This window comes from Candidatus Villigracilis sp., from assembly GCF_057083605.1.
Map to the genome: position 1 here is coordinate 12,234 of NZ_JBXMTI010000164.1, position 17,869 is coordinate 30,102.

The following is a 17,869-nucleotide window of genomic DNA, read 5'->3' on the forward strand; positions in this document are numbered from 1 at the left end:
TGAAGCATCGTGAGCTTAGTGACATTTCGTTAACAATTCTCCAACCCAGCGGATAGCCTCCACTCGAAACACGGTGATAAAATATCTGGGCTTATGTCCATCATCCCCTCCATGCTGCCAGATTTTCGTGTCCGTCAACGAGATTACCTGCTCGAAATCTCTCGCGCGCTAACACAGGAACTTGACCTGGAAAAACTGTTGGCGCGCATTTTACACATCTCGATTGAAATGCTGGCAGGGCAGGCAGGGCTCATCGCTCTTAAACAACCCGACGGCTGGCGAGTCGCAACGGCACAGGGCATCGCCCCGGCTTTTCTCTCCTACTTAACTCCACTGTTGGCCGAGGAAAAAGTCCGCGAGTTGGACGTGATCGAACTCAACCGCATGTTAAAGGAGCTGACCTACACCGCCAGCATGGGCTTGCTTAACGGCACAGGTTTGCCTCTCGCCGCCCATGGACAGGTAATCGGCGTGATCTTCATCTTCCGCAATTATGCAGATTTGTTCACCCCCAATGATCGCGTGCTTTTACAGTCCTTTGCCGACCAGGCCGCCATTGCGGTCTTCAATGCCCAGCTTTATGGACAGGTCTCCTATGAAAAGAAACGCCTCGATGCCCTGCTCGATTCTGCCGCAGATGGCATTCTCATTCTCGATGCAAACCTGAATATTGAAAGATGTAATGATGCTTTTGAAAAACTCTTTGGTCAATCACGGGAGGAGATCACAGGTAAACCACATAACGAGATCATTCAATGGAAGAGAGAACCACAAGGCAGAACGCTGGAAGAATCTGTTGAAAATGGCTGGCCGCTGACACCCAACGCAACTTTATACGTCGAAGGCGACCTCGAACGTCCGCTTCCGCCGCCGTTGCCTGTTGGCATTACATACGCCCCGCTGCTTTCAGAAGAAAATAAACTTCGCAATGTCATCGTCAGCTTGCGCGATATAACACACTTTAGAACCGCAGATGAACTCAAGGCGACATTCATATCGATTGTCAGCCATGAACTGCGCACGCCTGTTGCCCTCATTAAAGGATATGCATCCACACTTCGGCGCGACGATGCAAAATGGGATAAGCACATCATCAGCGACTCGTTAGCTGTTATCGAAGATGAGGCCGATCGTCTATCAAAGATGATTGATGATCTGCTGGATGCTTCCCGTTTGCAGGCTGGAGGTCTCAGCTTGAACCAGGCTGATGTTGCCCTGCCCAGCCTTGCGTTAAGAGTGACCGAGCGTTTTGCGTTGCAGGCCCCAAAACATCGCCTCATTACTGATTTTCCAGAAAATTTCCCGATCATCCTCGGCGATGAAAATCGTTTAGAGCAGGTCATTTCAAACCTTGTGTCGAACGCGATGAAGTACGCCACCGAAGGCGAGATAAAGATCAGCGGCACAGTGCACCCCGAACAGGTGGTTATTTGTGTCAGCGATCAAGGACCAGGCATTGATGCCAAGGATATCCCGCATATTTTTGATCGCTTCTACCGTTCGACGAATGCCGCAAAACAGACCAAAGGTGCAGGCCTTGGACTTTACCTCGCCCGAGCCATTGTGGAAGCTCATGGCGGGCGCATCTGGGCTGACCCGAAACCTGATTCCGGCGCGAGGATCTGTTTCTCACTTCCGAGGTAGAGCAGACCTGACATGTTTCATCAGCGCCATTATCGCTTTCGTTTTTCGCTCGGGCAAGAATCACAATTAATCAAGCATCTTCGGAAACATGTCAGGTCTTAACGAATGGTAAAATCAAGCCGCAAACCAACAAAAGGATAACCTCATGGCTAAAACAATCCCCCCACGCAATAAGATCGATAAGAAATATACATGGAATGCGGAAAGTGTTTTTAAGTCCGCCAAGGAATGGGAAGCTGAATTACAAAGTATCTTGAAAGACATTCCCACCATAAAAAAATATCAAGGCAGTTTGAGTTCATCACCAGAGACCCTGCTCCAGGCCATGCAAACCATGGAAGCGTTGATGAAACGTGTGATGCATGTTTACATGTACGCGGCCTTTTCCTACAACGTGGATACCACCAACCAAAAAGCCACTGCCATGCTCGGCAAGGCGCAGGGCATGTATGGTCAGGTGGCGGGTGCGGTTTCTTTCATCAACCCTGAGCTGCTTCAGATCGGCAAAGCCACGCTGGATGATTGGATGAATAAAAACGAAAAGTTGGCTGTCTATCGCCAAAGCCTGCGTGACCTCTTCCGCCAACAGGAACATGTCCGCTCCAGTGAAGTAGAGGAACTCCTCGGTATGCTGGCAGATCCATTCGGCGGCGCAGATAACAGCACCAGCATGTTGGTCAATGCAGATTTCAAATTTACCCCTGCCAAAGATAGCAAAGGCAAAAAGGTGGAAATTACACAGGGTAATTTCCACAATGCACTAATGGAAGACCCTGACCGTAAAGTTCGGCAAACCGCGTTCGAAAGCTACATGGACAAACACATCGAATTCAAGAATACGCTTGCCACCAACCTTTCCACTTCCATCAAGAATAATGTGTTCTTAATGCGGGCAAGAGAACACAGCACGACCCTCGAAGCATCCCTGTTCGGAAACAATATCCCGGAGGATGTGTTCCACAACCTGATCAACACTTTCAAAAAGAATTTGCCCGTTTGGCATAGGTATTTCGAGATTCGTCGTAAGGCTTTGAAAGTAAAGGATCTCAACTATTATGATATGTGGGCTCCCATCTCGAAGAAGAAGCCGAAGATCCCATTTGAAAAAGCGGTGGACTACATCTCCGAAAGCCTGGCTCCGCTTGGCAAGGAATATGTGGAAACACTTCGCAAGGGCTGTCTTCAGGAACGTTGGGTGGATATATACCCCAACAAGGGAAAAGCCAATGGTGCATTTTCATACGGCGCACCGGGCACGTATCCATTCATCATGATGTCGTACACAGATGAAGTAGGCAGCATGAGCACGCTGGCGCACGAACTCGGTCATTCCATGCACTCGCACCTCACCTGGCAGAACCAGCCGATGCCCTACTCAAGTTACTCACTCTTCGTGGCCGAGGTTGCGTCCAACTTCAACCAGGCTATGATGCGCGGCAATTTGCTAAAGACTATTACCGATAAGAACTTCCTGATCGCATTGATCGAAGAAGCAGTTGGTGGAAATTTCTTTAGATATTTCTTCCAGATGCCGACCTTGGCCCGCTTTGAATTGGAGACTCACCAGCGCGTGGAACGCGGCGAATCTCTGACAGCCGATTCAATGCAGGACCTGATGGCTGACTTGTTTACCGAAGGGTTTGGTCCCAAGGTGAAAGTGGATCGTCCTCGCGTGGGCATGGTCTGGTCTACATTCGCCCATCTCTTCGCGGACTATTATGTGTATCAATATGCCACTGGTATCTCAGGCGCTCACGCCCTTTCAGGAAAGATCCTGCGCGGCGAACCCAATGCTGTAGAAAACTATCTCGGCTTCTTGAAATCTGGCTCATCGAGCTATCCGCTGGATGTGCTTAAGAAGGCAGGCGTTGACTTGACCACACCCAAACCCGTTGAAGAAACCTTTGCCGTGATGAAGAGTTATATCGATCGGCTGGAAGAATTGGTTGGGTAGTTTGTTAGTTGGGCAGTTCGTTAGTTTATTAGTCGATTACGAATCACGCATTAAGCAACATGTAATACGTGATTCGTAATCCGTGAATTCGTCAATCTAAAATCGCAAATCGGAAATCGCTAAATGCCTCAAACCACAATTGCATGTCCTCGCTGTAAACAAATGATACCGGCCAACGTCGAGCAGTTATTCGATGTGACGCAAGACCCTGCATCCAAGCAGCGCTTATTGAGCGGACAGTCCAACTTTGCCCGCTGTCAATACTGCGGATACGAAGGCCGCCTTGCCACTCCTATTGTCTATCACGACAACGAGAAAGAATTATTGCTAACCTTCTTCCCGCCCGAATTAATGATGCCGCTCAACGAGCAGGAAAAAATGATCGGCCCACTAATCAAGCAAGTGGTGGATCGGCTGCCTGCCGAGAAGCGCAAGGGATATTTGTTCAGTCCGCAAGCCAACCTGACCTTTGAATCCATGATGGAGACCATTTTGGGCAAGGATGGCATCACACCCGAAATGATCAAGGGACAGCAGGAACGAGTCCAATTCATGGAGAAGTTGATGCAGATCACATCCAAGGATGTGCGTTCTGAATTGATCAAACAGAACACAAAGATCATCGATGAACAATTCTTCGCGCTGTTCAGCCGTATCGCCCAGAGTGCCATGCAAAGCGGACAGGAGTCAGTTGCGCGTTCCCTGATCGAGATCCAGACCCAGTTATTGGAAGAGACCGAGTATGGCCGTCAGCTAAAGGAATCTGTCGGGGAACTGGAAGCAGCTCAAAAGGTCCTGCAAGAGGCGGGGCAAGGCCTCACACGCGAAAAGCTATTAGACTTCGTGCTCGAGGCAAAAACTGATGGCCGCATCCGTGCTTATGTCTCACTGGCACGCGCAGGTATGGATTACGTCTTCTTCCAAAATTTGACGGAGAAGATCGAGAAGGCTTCGGGCGAAGAAAAAACCAGTCTGGAAGGCATTCGCGAGAAATTACTCACCTTCACAAACGAAATTGACAAGCAGCTTGAAGTGCGCTTTAAACAGGCACAGCAATTCGTTGAGAAACTGCTGGAGCAGGAAGATATTGAAAAAGCCACACAGGAAAACCTGGAAGGCTTTACACAGGACGCCGTGGAAATCGTCAACCAATTGCTGAGGCAGGCTTCGGAGAAAAACGATTACACCCGCATGGGCAAACTGCAAAAGATGGTACAGGTACTGCAAGCCGCCAGCACGCCGCCGCCAGAAATTGCATTCATCGAGCAGCTGATTCAAGCGCCAGATGAGGCCGCCATGGAGAAGATGCTCGACGAAAACGAGGCGATGGTCAACCAGCAATTTGTGGATGCGCTAAGTGGATTGGTAGCGCAGTTCGACGCACAAGGAGATGGCAGCGCCGAGGCCAAAAACATGAGCGAAAAGCTCACCGAAATTTACAGGATCGCTTTGAAGCGAGTGATGAAAAAGAATATGGGATAAATCAGGGAAACCGTCACCTTTGTGACGGTTTCTTGTTTTATTCATCAAACGGAGGCGTATTATGAATTGTTGTCATTGCCAGGGAATTGAGGATTTGTTTAGCAAGGAGTACGTAGCCAAAGAGTTGGAAAAATATCGCCGTAAAGGCCCGGACAAAACGACACGTATGTTGATCAATGCCCTGAAAGGGCAAGGCGTGCAGGAATTGACCCTGCTTGATATTGGCGGAGGAGTGGGGGCCATTCAACATGAAATGCTCCGCGCAGGTGCGAAACATGCAACGGATATCGAAGCCTCGGCAGCTTATATGGCTGCCGCCCAAGCAGAGAGCGAACGGCGAGGATATGCCGAACGGATAGACTACCAACATGGCAACTTCGTTGACCTTGCAAATCAGGTTCAGCCTGCCGACATCGTCACGCTGGATCGCGTCATCTGCTGTTACCCAGATATGGAGAAATTGGTGGGGCTTTCTGTGGCACGGGCAGGTAAGCTTTATGGTGTGGTTTATCCGCGTGATGCCTGGTGGGTGAAAATGGTGCTGGCCCTTCAAAACCTTTACTTCCAATTACAAAAGAATCCCTTCCGTACCTTCGCACATCCATCGGAGGCTGTCGAAGCGATCATAAAGCGCAGTGGATTCAAGCGACGGTTTTATCAACGGACATTGGCGTGGCAGGTAGTGGTTTATGCTCGGTAAGCACTCTTCTTCACCCCCTTGAAATGGAGCAAAAGTTCATTTCGTGATTCCCTGAGCGGAGTGAAGGGTCTCTACTGTTGAAATCCGAGATGCTTCGCTCACCGCACAGCAACAAACGCAGTGCGGCGCAGTGTCGCTCAGCATGACACTACATAAGGTGAGTTAAGAATAGAATCAAAACTTATTAATGGTATGAAGGATAAAGCGATATGATCCAAAAAATGTTCAAGTGGATGTTTTCGTCAATCTCCCAAATTGGTTCCGACCCAAACGATGACGATGATATCCGCTTGCAAAAATCGTTGCTGGTGGTGTGTTCTGCTCCCTTCATGGTCGCAGGAGTCGCATGGGGACTGATGTATGTCTTCTCCAAAGAACCATGGGCGGGGGCAATTCCACTCTCTTATTCCTTTGTATCCCTGCTCAGCATCCTCCATTTTCGGCAAACTCGCCAATATCGCTTTTTCCGCTTCAGCCAACTCGCCTTGATTCTGCTACTGCCCTTTTTTCTGATGATAGCTCTCGGTGGATTTGTCAACGGCAGCGCGGTCATCTTGTGGTCGCTGATCTGCCCCATGGGCGCGATGCTCTTCGATAGACCTCGCAACGCCCCACGCTGGTTCCTGGCTTTTGTCCTGCTGGTTACTCTCAGCGGTTTTTTGCAGCCCTATTTACGTTTGTCAAATAATCTATCGCCAGCGTTGATGATCTTCTTCTTTGTCATTAATTTCATCGGAGTTGGTTCGCTGGTATTCATGATGGTCTTTTATTTCGTCGGGCAGAAGAATACGTTTCAGGAAAAATCTGAGGCGTTGTTGTTGAATATCCTGCCGAAAGAAATTGCCGCAATCCTAAAAAACGAGAGCCGCACAATTGCGGATCATTACAGCGAGGCCAGCGTCCTATTCGCGGACATGGTGGGCTTCACTCCGCTTTCCGCAAAGCTACCGCCCGTGGAAATGGTCGAGCTGCTCAACGAAGTCTTCTCGTTTTTCGATTCTCTCCTGGATAAATACGGTGTAGAGAAGATTCGAACGATTGGCGATAGTTACATGGTTGCATCCGGTGTGCCACGCGGACGCGCCGATCATGCCCAGGCATTGGTGCATATGGCCCTGGAGATGCGTGATTACATTTCCACTCATACCTTCCACAATGGACATCATATAAGTTTTCGCATCGGCATCAACTCAGGCTCCATGATCGCGGGTGTCATTGGCCGCCGCAAATTTGTCTACGACGTATGGGGGGATGCAGTAAATGTTGCCAGCCGCATGGAGTCACATGGGCTGGGGGATGCTGTCCAAATTACGCAAGCCACCTACGAATTGATCAAGGACGAATTCATATGCGAGCCGCGCGGTACTGTGAATGTAAAAGGCAAGGGAGAAATGGAAGTATGGCTGGTGATTTCGGCGAAGGATGTTCATTAATGGGACGCGGACGAACGCGGATTCTTTTTAGACCTGCCCCCTACCCCCCGAAGGTTCCCCCAAATCTAAGTGCGGAATTGGGGGAAGGGGAATCTGCTGTTTTATATGAAACTAAAAGTTCAAACCCAAATTACAGTTATCCCTCCCCCATTGTCGCTTTTGTACTTTGACAATGGGGGAGGTGTCGCGCTAGCGACGGAGGGGGTCTATGCACAAACGCACAATCCCAAAATTTTCGCGCCTACCAAAGAATTGCGCGATAACCCATACCCTTTAGAATTCATTCGCGTCATTCGTGCAATTCGCGTTAGAGAATTTTGGACATTGCAAAATCATGACCAAAGAAAAAATTAAGCTCGCAGAAATATGACAATTGACGTATAATGGAGCTTGCCCGTCGTTAGGATGCCCCCCTCATCCTAGCGGCGGGTACTTTTTTGTCTAATCATCGGCCCGCAATTTGCTCCCGCGCAAAGACGGATAAGACACAAGCATCTAAAATCCCTGTCATATGAAACTCCAAATCCGCTTCATCCCCTTCATAGCCTTCGCCATCCTGGCCTTGCTCTTCGGCTTGTGGGCAGGCTTGCTTCGCCTCGGCTGGGCATTGCCATCCATCCCCAACCTCGCGCTGGCTCACGGCCCATTGATGATCTCAGGTTTCCTTGGTGTGCTGATTCCGCTTGAGCGCGCCGTTGCCATCCGCCAAAAGTGGATGTTCGCTGTGCCGATCCTTTCTGCGCTGGGCTGGGTCACTTCACTCCTCGCACCCGCCATCGGCAGCATCCTTTTCACCCTCGCCAGCCTTGGCATACTTGCCATCCTCGGCGTGATGGTACAGCGCGAACCGCATATCCACACAGTCACCATGGCCTTCGGCGCGTTGGCCTGGGTCATTGGCAATCTTTTATGGATGTTCGGATTCCCAATCTTTCAGGTCGTCTTTTGGTGGATATGCTTCCTCGTGTTAACCATCGGCGGTGAACGCCTCGAACTTAACCGAGTCCTGCATCCTGCCCCCGAGCAGATTCGCAGCTTTGGCATTTTCGCTACCACTCTCCTAATAGGCGCGATCCTCACGATCTTCAATCTCAACTGGGGCGCACGCCTCAGCGGACTCGCCATGTTGGCATTGTCAATTTGGTTTTTGAAAAACGACCTTGCCATGCGCAACATCCGCCATTCGAATCCGCTCACCCGTTACATCGCCATTTGCCTCTTCAGCGGGTTTATCTGGCTCGGCCTCAGCGGAATCATCAACCTGTATTTTGGCGCACTGTACGCAGGTCCGTTTTACGATGCGGCCTTACATGCTGTCTTTGTCGGTTTTGTCATCTCGATGATCTTCGGTCACGCCCCCATCATCTTCCCCGCCATCCTTGGTATACCCGTGACATTTTATCCCGCCTTCTTTGGGCATCTCATCCTTCTGCATCTCTCGCTCATCCTGCGCATCACAGGGGATTTGACAAATCTATTCGTCATCCGCAAATGGGGCGGGCTGCTCAACGAAGTCGCAATCTTATTATTTTTAGGGATGACCATTTTCTCCATTGTAAAAGGCAGAAAATAAATATGCCACTGCTTACTCGCTGGTTTATCAAAGCCGCGCTCATTTATCTTGTGCTGGCTTTATGCGTTGGGATTCTGCTTGTTCTGCCGGTTGACGCCCCAGTTGCGAGTTTATTCCCCGCCTATCTGCATATGCTAACCTTCGGCTGGCTGACGCAGTTAATATTTGGGGTGGCATTATGGATGTTCCCAAAATATAGCAGCGCCAAACCTCGTGGACATGAATGGCTTGGCTGGGCAACCCTCATTCTGCTCAATACAGGTTTAATTCTGCGGATCATTTTTGAGCCGCTCAATAGCATATCTCCTTCCCAACTGAACAGCTGGATGTTAATCCTCGCGGCGCTCTTACAGTGGTTGGCAGGCATTACCTTCGTTGCAAACACCTGGCCGCGCATACGTGAGAAATAGATGCCGCGTCTGAGCGTTTATTTTGTCCGTGCTTCACTGGTCTATCTCATCCTGGGTTTTACCTTTGGTGGGCTATTATTGGCAAATAAGGGCGTAATGCTTTCGCCTTTGATTTGGGCATTACTCCCCATTCACATTGAATTCACTTTTATCGGCTGGATGATTCAACTGGCAATCGGTATTGCCTTTTGGATCCTGCCGCGTTTCTCAGGCAACCAGCCACGAGGCAGCGAAGGCTGGAGTTGGGTGGCATTCATCTTGCTGAACATAGGGATTGTTTGTGTAGCTCTGCAGAGTATATTCGGGACGCAATGGCCTTCCCTTGTGGGGAGAACACTCGAAGTTCTAGCTTTGGCCGCATTCGTCATTGGCAATTGGAAGCGGATAAAACCAATCGGAACCTAGTAGATTTAGGGAAATTAGAATCGGTCTTTGAATCCATTAATTAAAACGGCTTAAATCTCATCAGGAACAATAAGGCGGCTGTAACGACTCCGCCAATAGATGCCAATAGCGCCGGGTTGGATTTTGCGATTAGCCGCTGCACTTCATCCATGTTTATGGCTTTGCTTTCATCTGGCGCGTTGCGAGTGGCAAACCCAGTCATATACATCACACCCAATTCTTTTCGGATTGGGCTGTAAATCTTGCGGCTGTACCAGGTCATCCAAATCATTAAGACGAACATAAGCAAGAATGATGCTCCCCACCAACCCCTGTTCCACCAGCTTGCAGCGCTGCCCATATAAATACTGGTAACCAGCAAGCCGAGCAGGCTAATTCCCATTGGAAAAACCGTAATATTTGGGAGGTCAAGCAGCACCTTGATCTTATCGACATTTTTTTCTTTTGGAAGCATGAATGCAGTTGCCATCGAAGACCCATGTACAAAGATAAACAGAAAAGCAGATAAAACGTGCAGCCATACAGCCCATTGATAAAGTGACATCTTGTTCTCCTATTGATAAGTCAGCTTACGCAGAGTTCAATCCCGTAGGGATGTAATGATTATAGAAATCAAGATAATTTGATTAAAAATCCCGAAGGGATGACATGACTCTTCCAATTCATGACACCCCTTCGGGGTTAGCTCACAATTTTTGCAAAGTTACAATCATTACACTCCTTCGGAGTTGTTTCTGCATAAGATCACTTAATAAATTTTTCGCACGGCTTGTTTCATGAGCAAGTAGGGTTTTGAAGGGTATAATTTGGCAATTTATGTGGCGCTCCGCAATCCCTCAAATAAATCCGTTTCAACCTTTCTCCCCCCATTCACCAAACTAAATGCGCGATAAAACGTCCCTTGCATGGCAAGCACAGCTACTGCGGCGTCTTCGTGCATTTCGGCGAGAGCCCCCAGGCTTGCAAGCTGGCTTTGGTGGCATTGAATGGCTCGCCAGGCAGTAATGCAATGCTCAGACATATCAATGCGAGTGGTGATCATCCATTCCTTCCACGGGAATTCACCACGGATTTGGTCACCCACGGGGAAGGTCATATCGCCCATGAATGGGGCAATCAGGTTGACAAAGTTTTCGCCATCCACCATGTAATATAGTTTTGAGATGCGATGTGGGGGGAAATTTTCAGGGTCTTGGTAATTTGCATCCGCAGCACAGATGACGGCGGCAGAGGTGAATTGCCCGATGGCGATGTGGTCTGGATGGCCGTAATTTCCATCAGGAGGAAATGTCACCACTACTTGTGGCTTTATTTTGCGAATATGTGTGACGATCTTGCGGATGGCTTCGTCGTGGTCAGCTTGGTCTACGTCACCATCGACATAATCAAGGAAAGATAAACTCTTCATGCCAAGCAGCGCGACTGCATTCTCCAATTCCTTTGTGCGGATTTGGCCGAGTCGTTCTGGACCTGGATCCTGCTCTTCGGGGCCGAACCAGCCTCTCTCGCCGCGTGAAGCGCATACGAGATGAGACTCCACTCCTTGTGCAGAATACTTTGCCAGCGTCCCACCCATGCCCATCGATTCGTCATCTGGATGAGCAAAGACCGCAAGAAGCTTAAGTGCGTCCATGTTGCACCTCTAAAAGAAAAGTGTGTTTATTTTGACGATACTTTTATTAATGTGTCTGGGGTGATGTTATATGCTTTTGCCAAACCCGCAACATACCGCCCGCCCTTTGGCTTGATGCGCCAAAAGTTGAAATCATCGAGTTTGAATAACGACTCGGCTTCGGGGAAGCGGGCCAGATAATGGTCTTTGAGCGGTGTGTAGCCTGGCTCGCCGTTTTGAATAAACTCTGCGCTGCCGCGAATGGAAACACGCGCCAACGTCTGCGGATCGGCCCTGCCGTCATCGGTCTCGGCGATCAACAAACTCACGCGCTTGTCTTTTTGCATATCCACCGTGTGCTGTGCCAAGCGGCTGAGGAAAACATGGAAAGCAGAAAAATCATCCGTGGGCACAAAAGCGACCATGGAAATCCGCGGTGATTCCTCCCTTAAGGTTGCAAGGGCGGCAACGCGGGTATTACGAATGATGTGAGCTAAGAGTTTTTCTGATTGAACATCCATAATGATTATTCGCCGATCGGTGGGTTATCCAACCGCACGCCGTGACCACGCACGGTATCAATGTATTGATGGCTTGGGTCAAGCACAGCCAGCCTGTCACGCAGGCGGCGGATCAGGGCATCCAGGGCCTGGTCAGATACACCCGCCATTTGATCTTCACCCCAAACAACAGAGACCAGGTCACTGCGAGCGATCACCTGCCCTTGTTTTTCATATAACATCCAAAGTAATTTGAATTGCTGGGCTGACAATGGCGGCACAACCTGTTGTTGATGTACCCAAACCTGGCGTGATTTCTGATCCATCACCAGGCGGCCCTGGCGCACACCGCCTTCGGCAAGCGGCATGGTCGCATCTGAAGTGAGAAAGATGAACTGCTGTGCAAGCGCAATGCCCAGCAGGTCACCATCCTGCAACATAACGGGCGCGGTTATTTCGACCCCATTATGGTTGGTGCCATTCTTGCTCCCCAGGTCTTCAATGGTCACACCTTCAGACGTGGGCGTGATGCGTGCATGAAAACGCGAAACTTGCCTGTCCTGCACATTGATCTCACAGGTAGGGTCACGCCCGACCATCAATGTATGGCTCAGTGCCCAACGCTGCCCTTTCAATGGGCCATCTTGAGCGACAAGGATGGGGAATTCTTCATCGTTTTCCATAATTTCCTCGAATAATACTTTGCCTGTAGATTTGAGTTTAATTTTCTTAAACTACAAACATACGGAATATTCCCAAAAGCATAACTTTAAGATTACCCAAAGGCTTAATAAAATTGGTAACCCTGTGCAACACTCAGGTATAACAAAGACGTTTATAATATAGCAGAAAAGTGGATTTCTGTGCTGATTATATTGTAATTTTCATATTATTAATATGAACAGTGATACACGCCGAAAACATCACTGAAAAGCACAATTACCCTTTCAGGTACGATGCCACAAGGAGAAGGTTTGCCCCAATCTTTAAAGAATGGGGAGATCCTGCGTGACCGCTACAAAATCCGCGAACAGATCGGGCAGGGCGGTACGGGCAGTATTTATCTTGCAGACGATACACGCCTGCAAGGCCGATTATGTGCGCTCAAGGAAGTTGAGCATAACCAGGCTCTCCCAACGGATGTTTTTAATCAGGCACGCGAACAATTCTTTCGTGAAGCTTCTGTACTTGCACGCCTCGATCATCCCAACCTGCCAAAAGTTTCCGATTTCTTTTCTGAAGGCCCACGTGACTACCTGGTAATGGATTTTGTACCAGGCAAAGACCTGCGCGAACGTATGCAGGAAGCGCGCCGTAATAAAACCTTTCTCTCGGAAAAAGAAGTACTGCGTTGGGCCGTACAAATCGCAGATGCTTTAAGTTATCTTCACCATCAGTCCCCGCCCATCATTCATCGTGACATCAAACCCAGCAATCTCAAGATCACGCCCAGTGGAATCATTAAACTTGTGGATTTTGGTCTGGTAAAGATCATGGCGCCCGATGAAGTAACCATCACCATTATTCAGGGACAGGGTACTGCACATTACACGCCCTTGGAACAATACGGCGGGGATGACACACATACTGACCCCCGCGCGGATATTTTTTCATTCGGCGCGACTCTCTATCACCTGCTGACAAATGAACCTCCCGCCGAGGCACGCAAACGCTTCCTGGATACCCGCAGCCTGGTGCCGCCTCGAGAGCTTAATCCTCACCTTAGTAGCCAGGTGGAAAAAGCCATCCTATGGGCGATGTCACTCCATCCCGATAACCGCCCCGCAAAAGTGAGCGATTTCCGTGATGCCTTGCTTGGAAAATTGGAAACACCAGCCAAGCCAGCCATTGACCGCTCAAGTTTTGACACACCTCACATCACAATTTTCACAACCGAGCAGATCGCAGGCTATGCCGCGCTTGGGTTGTTCCTAATCGGGTTGATCACGACACTGCTGAGATAGTTTTAGAACTGGAGTGCAAAGTCTCCGGACTTTGCACCTTGATCTTGCCTTTCCTAAATTAGCCTTGCGCCGAGGACGGCGCAAGGAGCAAGCGACTCCAAAGTCTGGAGACTTTGGAATCCACATTGTTCATTCAAAATCCTGTCCTTGACATTCGCCCTTGCATGTCTTAGCATATCTCCATGCGAATAGGGATGATGGTAGACAGCTACAAGCCATATATCAGCGGCATCACAAATTATGTCGAGATCAATAAACGTTATCTTGAGCTGGCAGGGCACGATGTATTCGTCTTCACCTTTACAGACAAGGAATACAATGATGGGGAAGCACGCGTCATCCGCAGCCACGGTGTGCCACTAGCAGATACGGGTTTTTATCTATCCATGCGTTATTCGCGCGCCGCCAAAAAATTACTGCAAACCATGGATGTTGTCCATGTGCATCATCCCTTCTTAAGCGGGCGTCTCGCCTTGAGGTATTGTCGCCCATTGCAAATTCCTATTGTGTTCACAAACCACACCCGCTACGATCTATATGCGCAGGCCTATCTGCCAATGATGCCAGACGAAGTCAGCCAGGGACTCCTGCAAGCCTACATGCCCACCTTCTGCAAAGCAGTAGAACTCGTCATCACACCCTCCGCAGGCATGGAAAAAATCCTGCGCCAACTTAATGTGGATGTACCCATTGAAGTTGTGCCAAACGGTGTGGACTTGAAAAAATTCCACACTGCCGCTCCGCTTTCACGTGCAGGCTTTGGCTACAAAGACGATGATATTCTGCTTGTGTACGCTGGCCGCATTGCGAAAGAAAAAAATATTCCATTCCTGCTCGAATCCTTCAAAGGCATTTCACAAGCCATTCCAAATGTGCATCTCCTCTTAATCGGCGGCGGCGCACAACAATATGAAGAGGAAATCCACTCCCTCATCAACGAATTAACGCTTGATCAACGAGTCCGTCTCATTGGCAAAATCGCATACGATCAGCTCCCTGCCTACCTCGCAATGTGCAACATCTTCGTCACTGCCTCGGTCACTGAGGTTCATCCCCTCTCCGTTATCGAAGCCATGGGCGCAGGGCTTCCCATCATGGGCATTGAATCGGTTGGGGTTGGAGACACAGTCGAAGATGGAGTCACGGGCTTTCTTGCGACTCATGACCTGCCTGCATTCACCGCCAAACTTACCCGCCTCTGCCTGGACCTGAAACTGCGTGCCCAAATGAGCGACTCAGCGCGAAGGGTTTCCTCCGTTTACGATATTGAACACACTACCAGTCTCATGTTGAAGCAATACGAAAAACTTGTAGCAGAGTCCAGCCCACGGAAGAGCAATTGGCGTACCCGTCTGCGCGGGTTTGTGGAGCAGTTCAGCTCATGAGTGGACGCAACCAAAAGATAGGCGCGTGGGGTGAAGACATCGCCGCAAAATGGCTTGCAGAACGTGGACATCAAATCCTCTCTCGTAACGTCCGCACCCCTTACGGTGAAATTGATATCATTGCAAAAATAAATGACATCACTGTATTTATTGAAGTCAAAACGCTCACATCGAGCAGGAATTTCTACCCCGAACACAATATCACCGCACGCAAGCGCGAACACATGCTCAACGCCGCCCAACACTACACTGCCGAACACGAAATTGACCACTGGCAAATTGACGTAATTGCCATTGAAGGCAGGCCAGGGATGAACCCTATCATCACACATTTTGAGAACGCAATATAACGAAATGACTCAATGTAAGTCGGACACTTGCATCGCACTGGCGTTCGATGCAAGTGTCCGACTTACGCTATACATCATAAACGATGGTCTATCATGGTAACTCCTAGCGAGCCCTAATCAAAATTCCACCGCAATTCCTTTGGTATAATTTTAAAAAGCAACTAACAACCCCGCACATCTCAATAAGAGCTAAAGGAATGTGCGGGGCAACAAGGAGAATTATTATGGCAAACGTTATCGGAGCCGATGTTAGTTTTTATCAGGATGACCCTCAAACTCCTCAAGGTATAGATTTCGCAAAAATGCGAACCAGTGCCGGCTACGTGATTATTCGCGGAGGTCAAAATCTCTGGGCCGATAGGGATTTTAAAGTAAATTGGCGTGAAGCTAAACTGGCTGGCATCCCGCGCGGTTCCTATTGGTTTTACGACAGCCGTATAGACCCCAAAAAACAAGCCGAATTGTGGATCTCTCTCTTCAATGGAGATTTTGGCGAGTTGCCCTTATTTGCAGATTTCGAAGATAATTACGGTGGCTCATTCAAAGGCTGGAAGCACTGGCAAACATTCATCGAGCGCCTCAAAGACCTTACACCTGGAAAAGAAATTTCCATTTATACCGGTTATTACTACTGGCGTGAAAACACTGTATTAGTAAATATCCCGGCAGCATCCCTAGAATACTTCAAACAATATCCACTATGGATTGCCAATTACGGAGTGACCACTCCGCTCATCCCAAAACCATGGACGGATTGGACCTTTTGGCAATTCACAGACAAGGGAGATGGAAGAATTTACGGCGTGGAAAGCGGCAATATCGACCTGAACTACTTCAACGGTGACTTGAATGCCTTCCATGCGCGGTTTGGAATTACTCCCACACCGGTGCCTGAACCAGTTCCTAGCGATAAGTTGTATCGTGTCACAGCTTCATCCCTGGTAATAAGGGAAGGCCCCGGATTAACCTATAAGCAGGTCGGCGGCGCATTCTACAATGAGGTCGTTGAAGAAATCGGGGCAAATTCAGATCGAACCTGGCTGAACATCCGCAAATTGGATGGAACAGCTGTCGGCTGGAGTTTCAGCGCGTACTTGCAAAAAATCAGCACACCGACACCTGAACCCGAACCCACTCCAACCCCTACGCCCACACCTACCCCTACGCCTGAACCCGATGATGAAAACTTGTATCGAGTTATTGCTACATCGCTCAAAGTTCGTGAAGGCCCCGGCCTGGAACACGACTCGATTGGCCTGGTCTATTTCGGAGAGATCGTCGAAAAAACTGAATCTAATTCAGATGGGTCCTGGTTAAAGATCCAAAGACTGGATGGAAGTTTGGTGGGCTGGAGTTTCGGTGCGTATCTGCAAAAAATCAATGCGCCCGTTCCTTCTGAACCCGCTCCGACCACGCCTGTACCTGAACATACTGACAAAAACTGGTACCGCGTTAATACAGTAACGCTTGCCATAAAAGAATTTGCAAATACAACATCCAAAACATTAGGTACAGTATTGAAAAACGATACTGTCCCCGCGCTGGACGATACAAGCGACCCAAACTGGATACAAATCCAAAGGCTGGATGGCTTAACAGGTTGGTGTGATAAAAAACTGGTGGTCTTCCTGGAAAACACCCGCCCCAGCTCCATCAGGCAAAGTCTATTCCCCGGCATCACCTATCTTAGAAAAGATTTGACATCGCCTCGCCCTGTGGTGGTGCACGCCATGGCTATCGACCTGCAAACCGCCAAATTGGAATTTCTTGTCACGCCTTCAGCAAACTCAACGAATGTATTGTGTTCGCGTACTACATCCAAATTCCTTGAAGAATTCAAACTGCATGTCGCCATCAATGGCGGATACTTTAGTTACCTGGACGCTACCTACGACCCCGTTTCATATTGTCCAAACGGAGGCGACCCGGTTCGTGTCAGCGACTATGCAGCATCGCGTGGAAAAATATATTCACCTAAAAAGACCATTCAGCCCATCATCTATATTAAGCAGAAGAATCAAGTTTCTTTCAATGAAATAGAAGGTAAGGTTTTCAATGCTATTTCGGGGGATCGCATGGTCGTTGTAGATGGAAAAGCCGTGAAAAACCTGGCGGACGCTACACCAAATCCGCGTACAGCCGTCGGTTTAAGCAAGAACGTGCGCTGGCTTACCTTAATGGTGGTCGATGGCCGTCAGCCGGGATACAGTGAGGGAGTCACATTCCCTGAACTGGCTGATTTGCTCATCTCTTACGGCGCACACACCGCTGCAAATATGGACGGTGGCGGCTCATCCACGATGGTAATTAAGGGAAGTGATGGGAGTGTACGCATTATGAATTCGCCAGTGGATTTGGATAGACCAGGCAGGGAACGGGCAATTGCAAATCACCTCGGGCTTTTCATCGCACCATGAGCCGCCTTGTCACTGCTTATAAACGCCGTCGCTTCTCCCC

General features: G+C 49.1%; 16 protein-coding genes. 12 read left to right on the forward strand and 4 right to left on the reverse strand.

Annotated elements, in window-relative coordinates:
- Positions 1-93 precede the first annotated feature (93 nt).
- The 8 genes from AC14M5_RS23690 (at position 94) to AC14M5_RS23725 (ending at position 9,601) form a co-directional block, all read left to right on the forward strand.
- Entirely contained in the window at positions 94-1,644 is a 1,551-nt protein-coding gene (locus AC14M5_RS23690; RefSeq protein WP_484032195.1) for an ATP-binding protein, read from the forward strand.
- A 145-nt stretch (positions 1,645-1,789) separates the two neighbouring features.
- The gene (gene pepF, locus AC14M5_RS23695; RefSeq protein WP_484032196.1) at positions 1,790-3,598 is read left to right on the forward strand and encodes an oligoendopeptidase F; all 1,809 of its coding nucleotides are present in this window, start codon (positions 1,790-1,792) and stop codon (positions 3,596-3,598) included.
- Between the two features lie 123 nt (positions 3,599-3,721).
- A complete protein-coding gene (locus AC14M5_RS23700) occupies positions 3,722-5,080 on the forward strand; it encodes a CpXC domain-containing protein (RefSeq protein WP_484032197.1) in 1,359 nt (452 codons plus the stop codon).
- Between the two features lie 61 nt (positions 5,081-5,141).
- Positions 5,142-5,780 carry a methyltransferase domain-containing protein gene (locus tag AC14M5_RS23705; RefSeq protein WP_484032198.1) on the forward strand — a complete coding sequence of 213 codons (639 nt, stop codon included), beginning with the start codon at positions 5,142-5,144 and terminating at the stop codon, positions 5,778-5,780.
- Positions 5,781-5,989: 209 nt separating this feature from the next.
- Positions 5,990-7,213: an adenylate/guanylate cyclase domain-containing protein gene (locus AC14M5_RS23710; RefSeq protein ID WP_484032199.1), complete on the forward strand. Its 1,224-nt coding sequence runs from the start codon at positions 5,990-5,992 to the stop codon at positions 7,211-7,213.
- A gap of 511 nt (positions 7,214-7,724) precedes the next feature.
- Positions 7,725-8,786, forward strand: a complete 1,062-nt coding sequence (locus AC14M5_RS23715) for a hypothetical protein (RefSeq protein ID WP_484032200.1) — start codon at positions 7,725-7,727, stop codon at positions 8,784-8,786.
- A 2-nt stretch (positions 8,787-8,788) separates the two neighbouring features.
- Complete coding sequence (locus AC14M5_RS23720; protein WP_484032201.1) at positions 8,789-9,196, forward strand: hypothetical protein; 408 nt, start codon at positions 8,789-8,791, stop codon at positions 9,194-9,196.
- Positions 9,197-9,601, forward strand: a complete 405-nt coding sequence (locus AC14M5_RS23725; protein ID WP_484032202.1) for a hypothetical protein — start codon at positions 9,197-9,199, stop codon at positions 9,599-9,601.
- 40 nt (positions 9,602-9,641) lie between these two features.
- Here the strand turns inward: AC14M5_RS23725 and AC14M5_RS23730 are convergent, their stop codons facing one another.
- From AC14M5_RS23730 to AC14M5_RS23745, 4 genes are all read right to left on the reverse strand, one after another.
- Entirely contained in the window at positions 9,642-10,145 is a 504-nt protein-coding gene (locus tag AC14M5_RS23730) for a hypothetical protein (protein WP_484032203.1), read from the reverse strand.
- Between the two features lie 270 nt (positions 10,146-10,415).
- A complete protein-coding gene (locus AC14M5_RS23735) occupies positions 10,416-11,234 on the reverse strand; it encodes a PIG-L deacetylase family protein (RefSeq protein WP_484032204.1) in 819 nt (272 codons plus the stop codon).
- Between the two features lie 26 nt (positions 11,235-11,260).
- Positions 11,261-11,734, reverse strand: a complete 474-nt coding sequence (locus AC14M5_RS23740) for a HugZ family pyridoxamine 5'-phosphate oxidase (protein ID WP_484032205.1) — start codon at positions 11,732-11,734, stop codon at positions 11,261-11,263.
- Between the two features lie 5 nt (positions 11,735-11,739).
- Positions 11,740-12,396: an FHA domain-containing protein gene (locus AC14M5_RS23745; protein WP_484032206.1), complete on the reverse strand. Its 657-nt coding sequence runs from the start codon at positions 12,394-12,396 to the stop codon at positions 11,740-11,742.
- Between the two features lie 291 nt (positions 12,397-12,687).
- Here AC14M5_RS23745 and AC14M5_RS23750 point away from each other — a divergent pair, with 291 nt between their 5' ends.
- From AC14M5_RS23750 to AC14M5_RS23765, 4 genes are all read left to right on the forward strand, one after another.
- Positions 12,688-13,677, forward strand: a complete 990-nt coding sequence (locus tag AC14M5_RS23750) for a serine/threonine protein kinase (RefSeq protein ID WP_484032207.1) — start codon at positions 12,688-12,690, stop codon at positions 13,675-13,677.
- A 182-nt stretch (positions 13,678-13,859) separates the two neighbouring features.
- Positions 13,860-15,062, forward strand: coding sequence for a glycosyltransferase (locus AC14M5_RS23755; protein ID WP_484032208.1), 1,203 nt, complete (start codon positions 13,860-13,862; stop codon positions 15,060-15,062).
- The gene (locus tag AC14M5_RS23760; RefSeq protein ID WP_484032209.1) at positions 15,059-15,412 is read left to right on the forward strand and encodes a YraN family protein; all 354 of its coding nucleotides are present in this window, start codon (positions 15,059-15,061) and stop codon (positions 15,410-15,412) included. The genes AC14M5_RS23755 and AC14M5_RS23760 overlap by 4 nt, the downstream gene beginning before the upstream one ends.
- Before the next feature lie 224 nt (positions 15,413-15,636).
- Complete coding sequence (locus tag AC14M5_RS23765) at positions 15,637-17,829, forward strand: phosphodiester glycosidase family protein (protein WP_484032210.1); 2,193 nt, start codon at positions 15,637-15,639, stop codon at positions 17,827-17,829.
- The last annotated feature ends 40 nt before the right edge of the window (positions 17,830-17,869 follow it).

Bases quoted from the DNA above. Each gene is read 5' to 3' on its own strand.
- AC14M5_RS23690 (WP_484032195.1), top strand. From the start codon at position 94: ATGTCCATCATCCCCTCCATGCTGCCAGATTTTCGTGTCCGTCAACGA.
- pepF (WP_484032196.1), top strand. From the start codon at position 1,790: ATGGCTAAAACAATCCCCCCACGCAATAAGATCGATAAGAAATATACA.
- AC14M5_RS23700 (WP_484032197.1), top strand. From the start codon at position 3,722: ATGCCTCAAACCACAATTGCATGTCCTCGCTGTAAACAAATGATACCG.
- AC14M5_RS23705 (WP_484032198.1), top strand. From the start codon at position 5,142: ATGAATTGTTGTCATTGCCAGGGAATTGAGGATTTGTTTAGCAAGGAG.
- AC14M5_RS23710 (WP_484032199.1), top strand. From the start codon at position 5,990: ATGATCCAAAAAATGTTCAAGTGGATGTTTTCGTCAATCTCCCAAATT.
- AC14M5_RS23715 (WP_484032200.1), top strand. From the start codon at position 7,725: ATGAAACTCCAAATCCGCTTCATCCCCTTCATAGCCTTCGCCATCCTG.
- AC14M5_RS23720 (WP_484032201.1), top strand. From the start codon at position 8,789: ATGCCACTGCTTACTCGCTGGTTTATCAAAGCCGCGCTCATTTATCTT.
- AC14M5_RS23725 (WP_484032202.1), top strand. From the start codon at position 9,197: ATGCCGCGTCTGAGCGTTTATTTTGTCCGTGCTTCACTGGTCTATCTC.
- AC14M5_RS23730 (WP_484032203.1), bottom strand. From the start codon at position 10,145: ATGTCACTTTATCAATGGGCTGTATGGCTGCACGTTTTATCTGCTTTT.
- AC14M5_RS23735 (WP_484032204.1), bottom strand. From the start codon at position 11,234: ATGGACGCACTTAAGCTTCTTGCGGTCTTTGCTCATCCAGATGACGAA.
- AC14M5_RS23740 (WP_484032205.1), bottom strand. From the start codon at position 11,734: ATGGATGTTCAATCAGAAAAACTCTTAGCTCACATCATTCGTAATACC.
- AC14M5_RS23745 (WP_484032206.1), bottom strand. From the start codon at position 12,396: ATGGAAAACGATGAAGAATTCCCCATCCTTGTCGCTCAAGATGGCCCA.
- AC14M5_RS23755 (WP_484032208.1), top strand. From the start codon at position 13,860: ATGCGAATAGGGATGATGGTAGACAGCTACAAGCCATATATCAGCGGC.
- AC14M5_RS23760 (WP_484032209.1), top strand. From the start codon at position 15,059: ATGAGTGGACGCAACCAAAAGATAGGCGCGTGGGGTGAAGACATCGCC.
- AC14M5_RS23765 (WP_484032210.1), top strand. From the start codon at position 15,637: ATGGCAAACGTTATCGGAGCCGATGTTAGTTTTTATCAGGATGACCCT.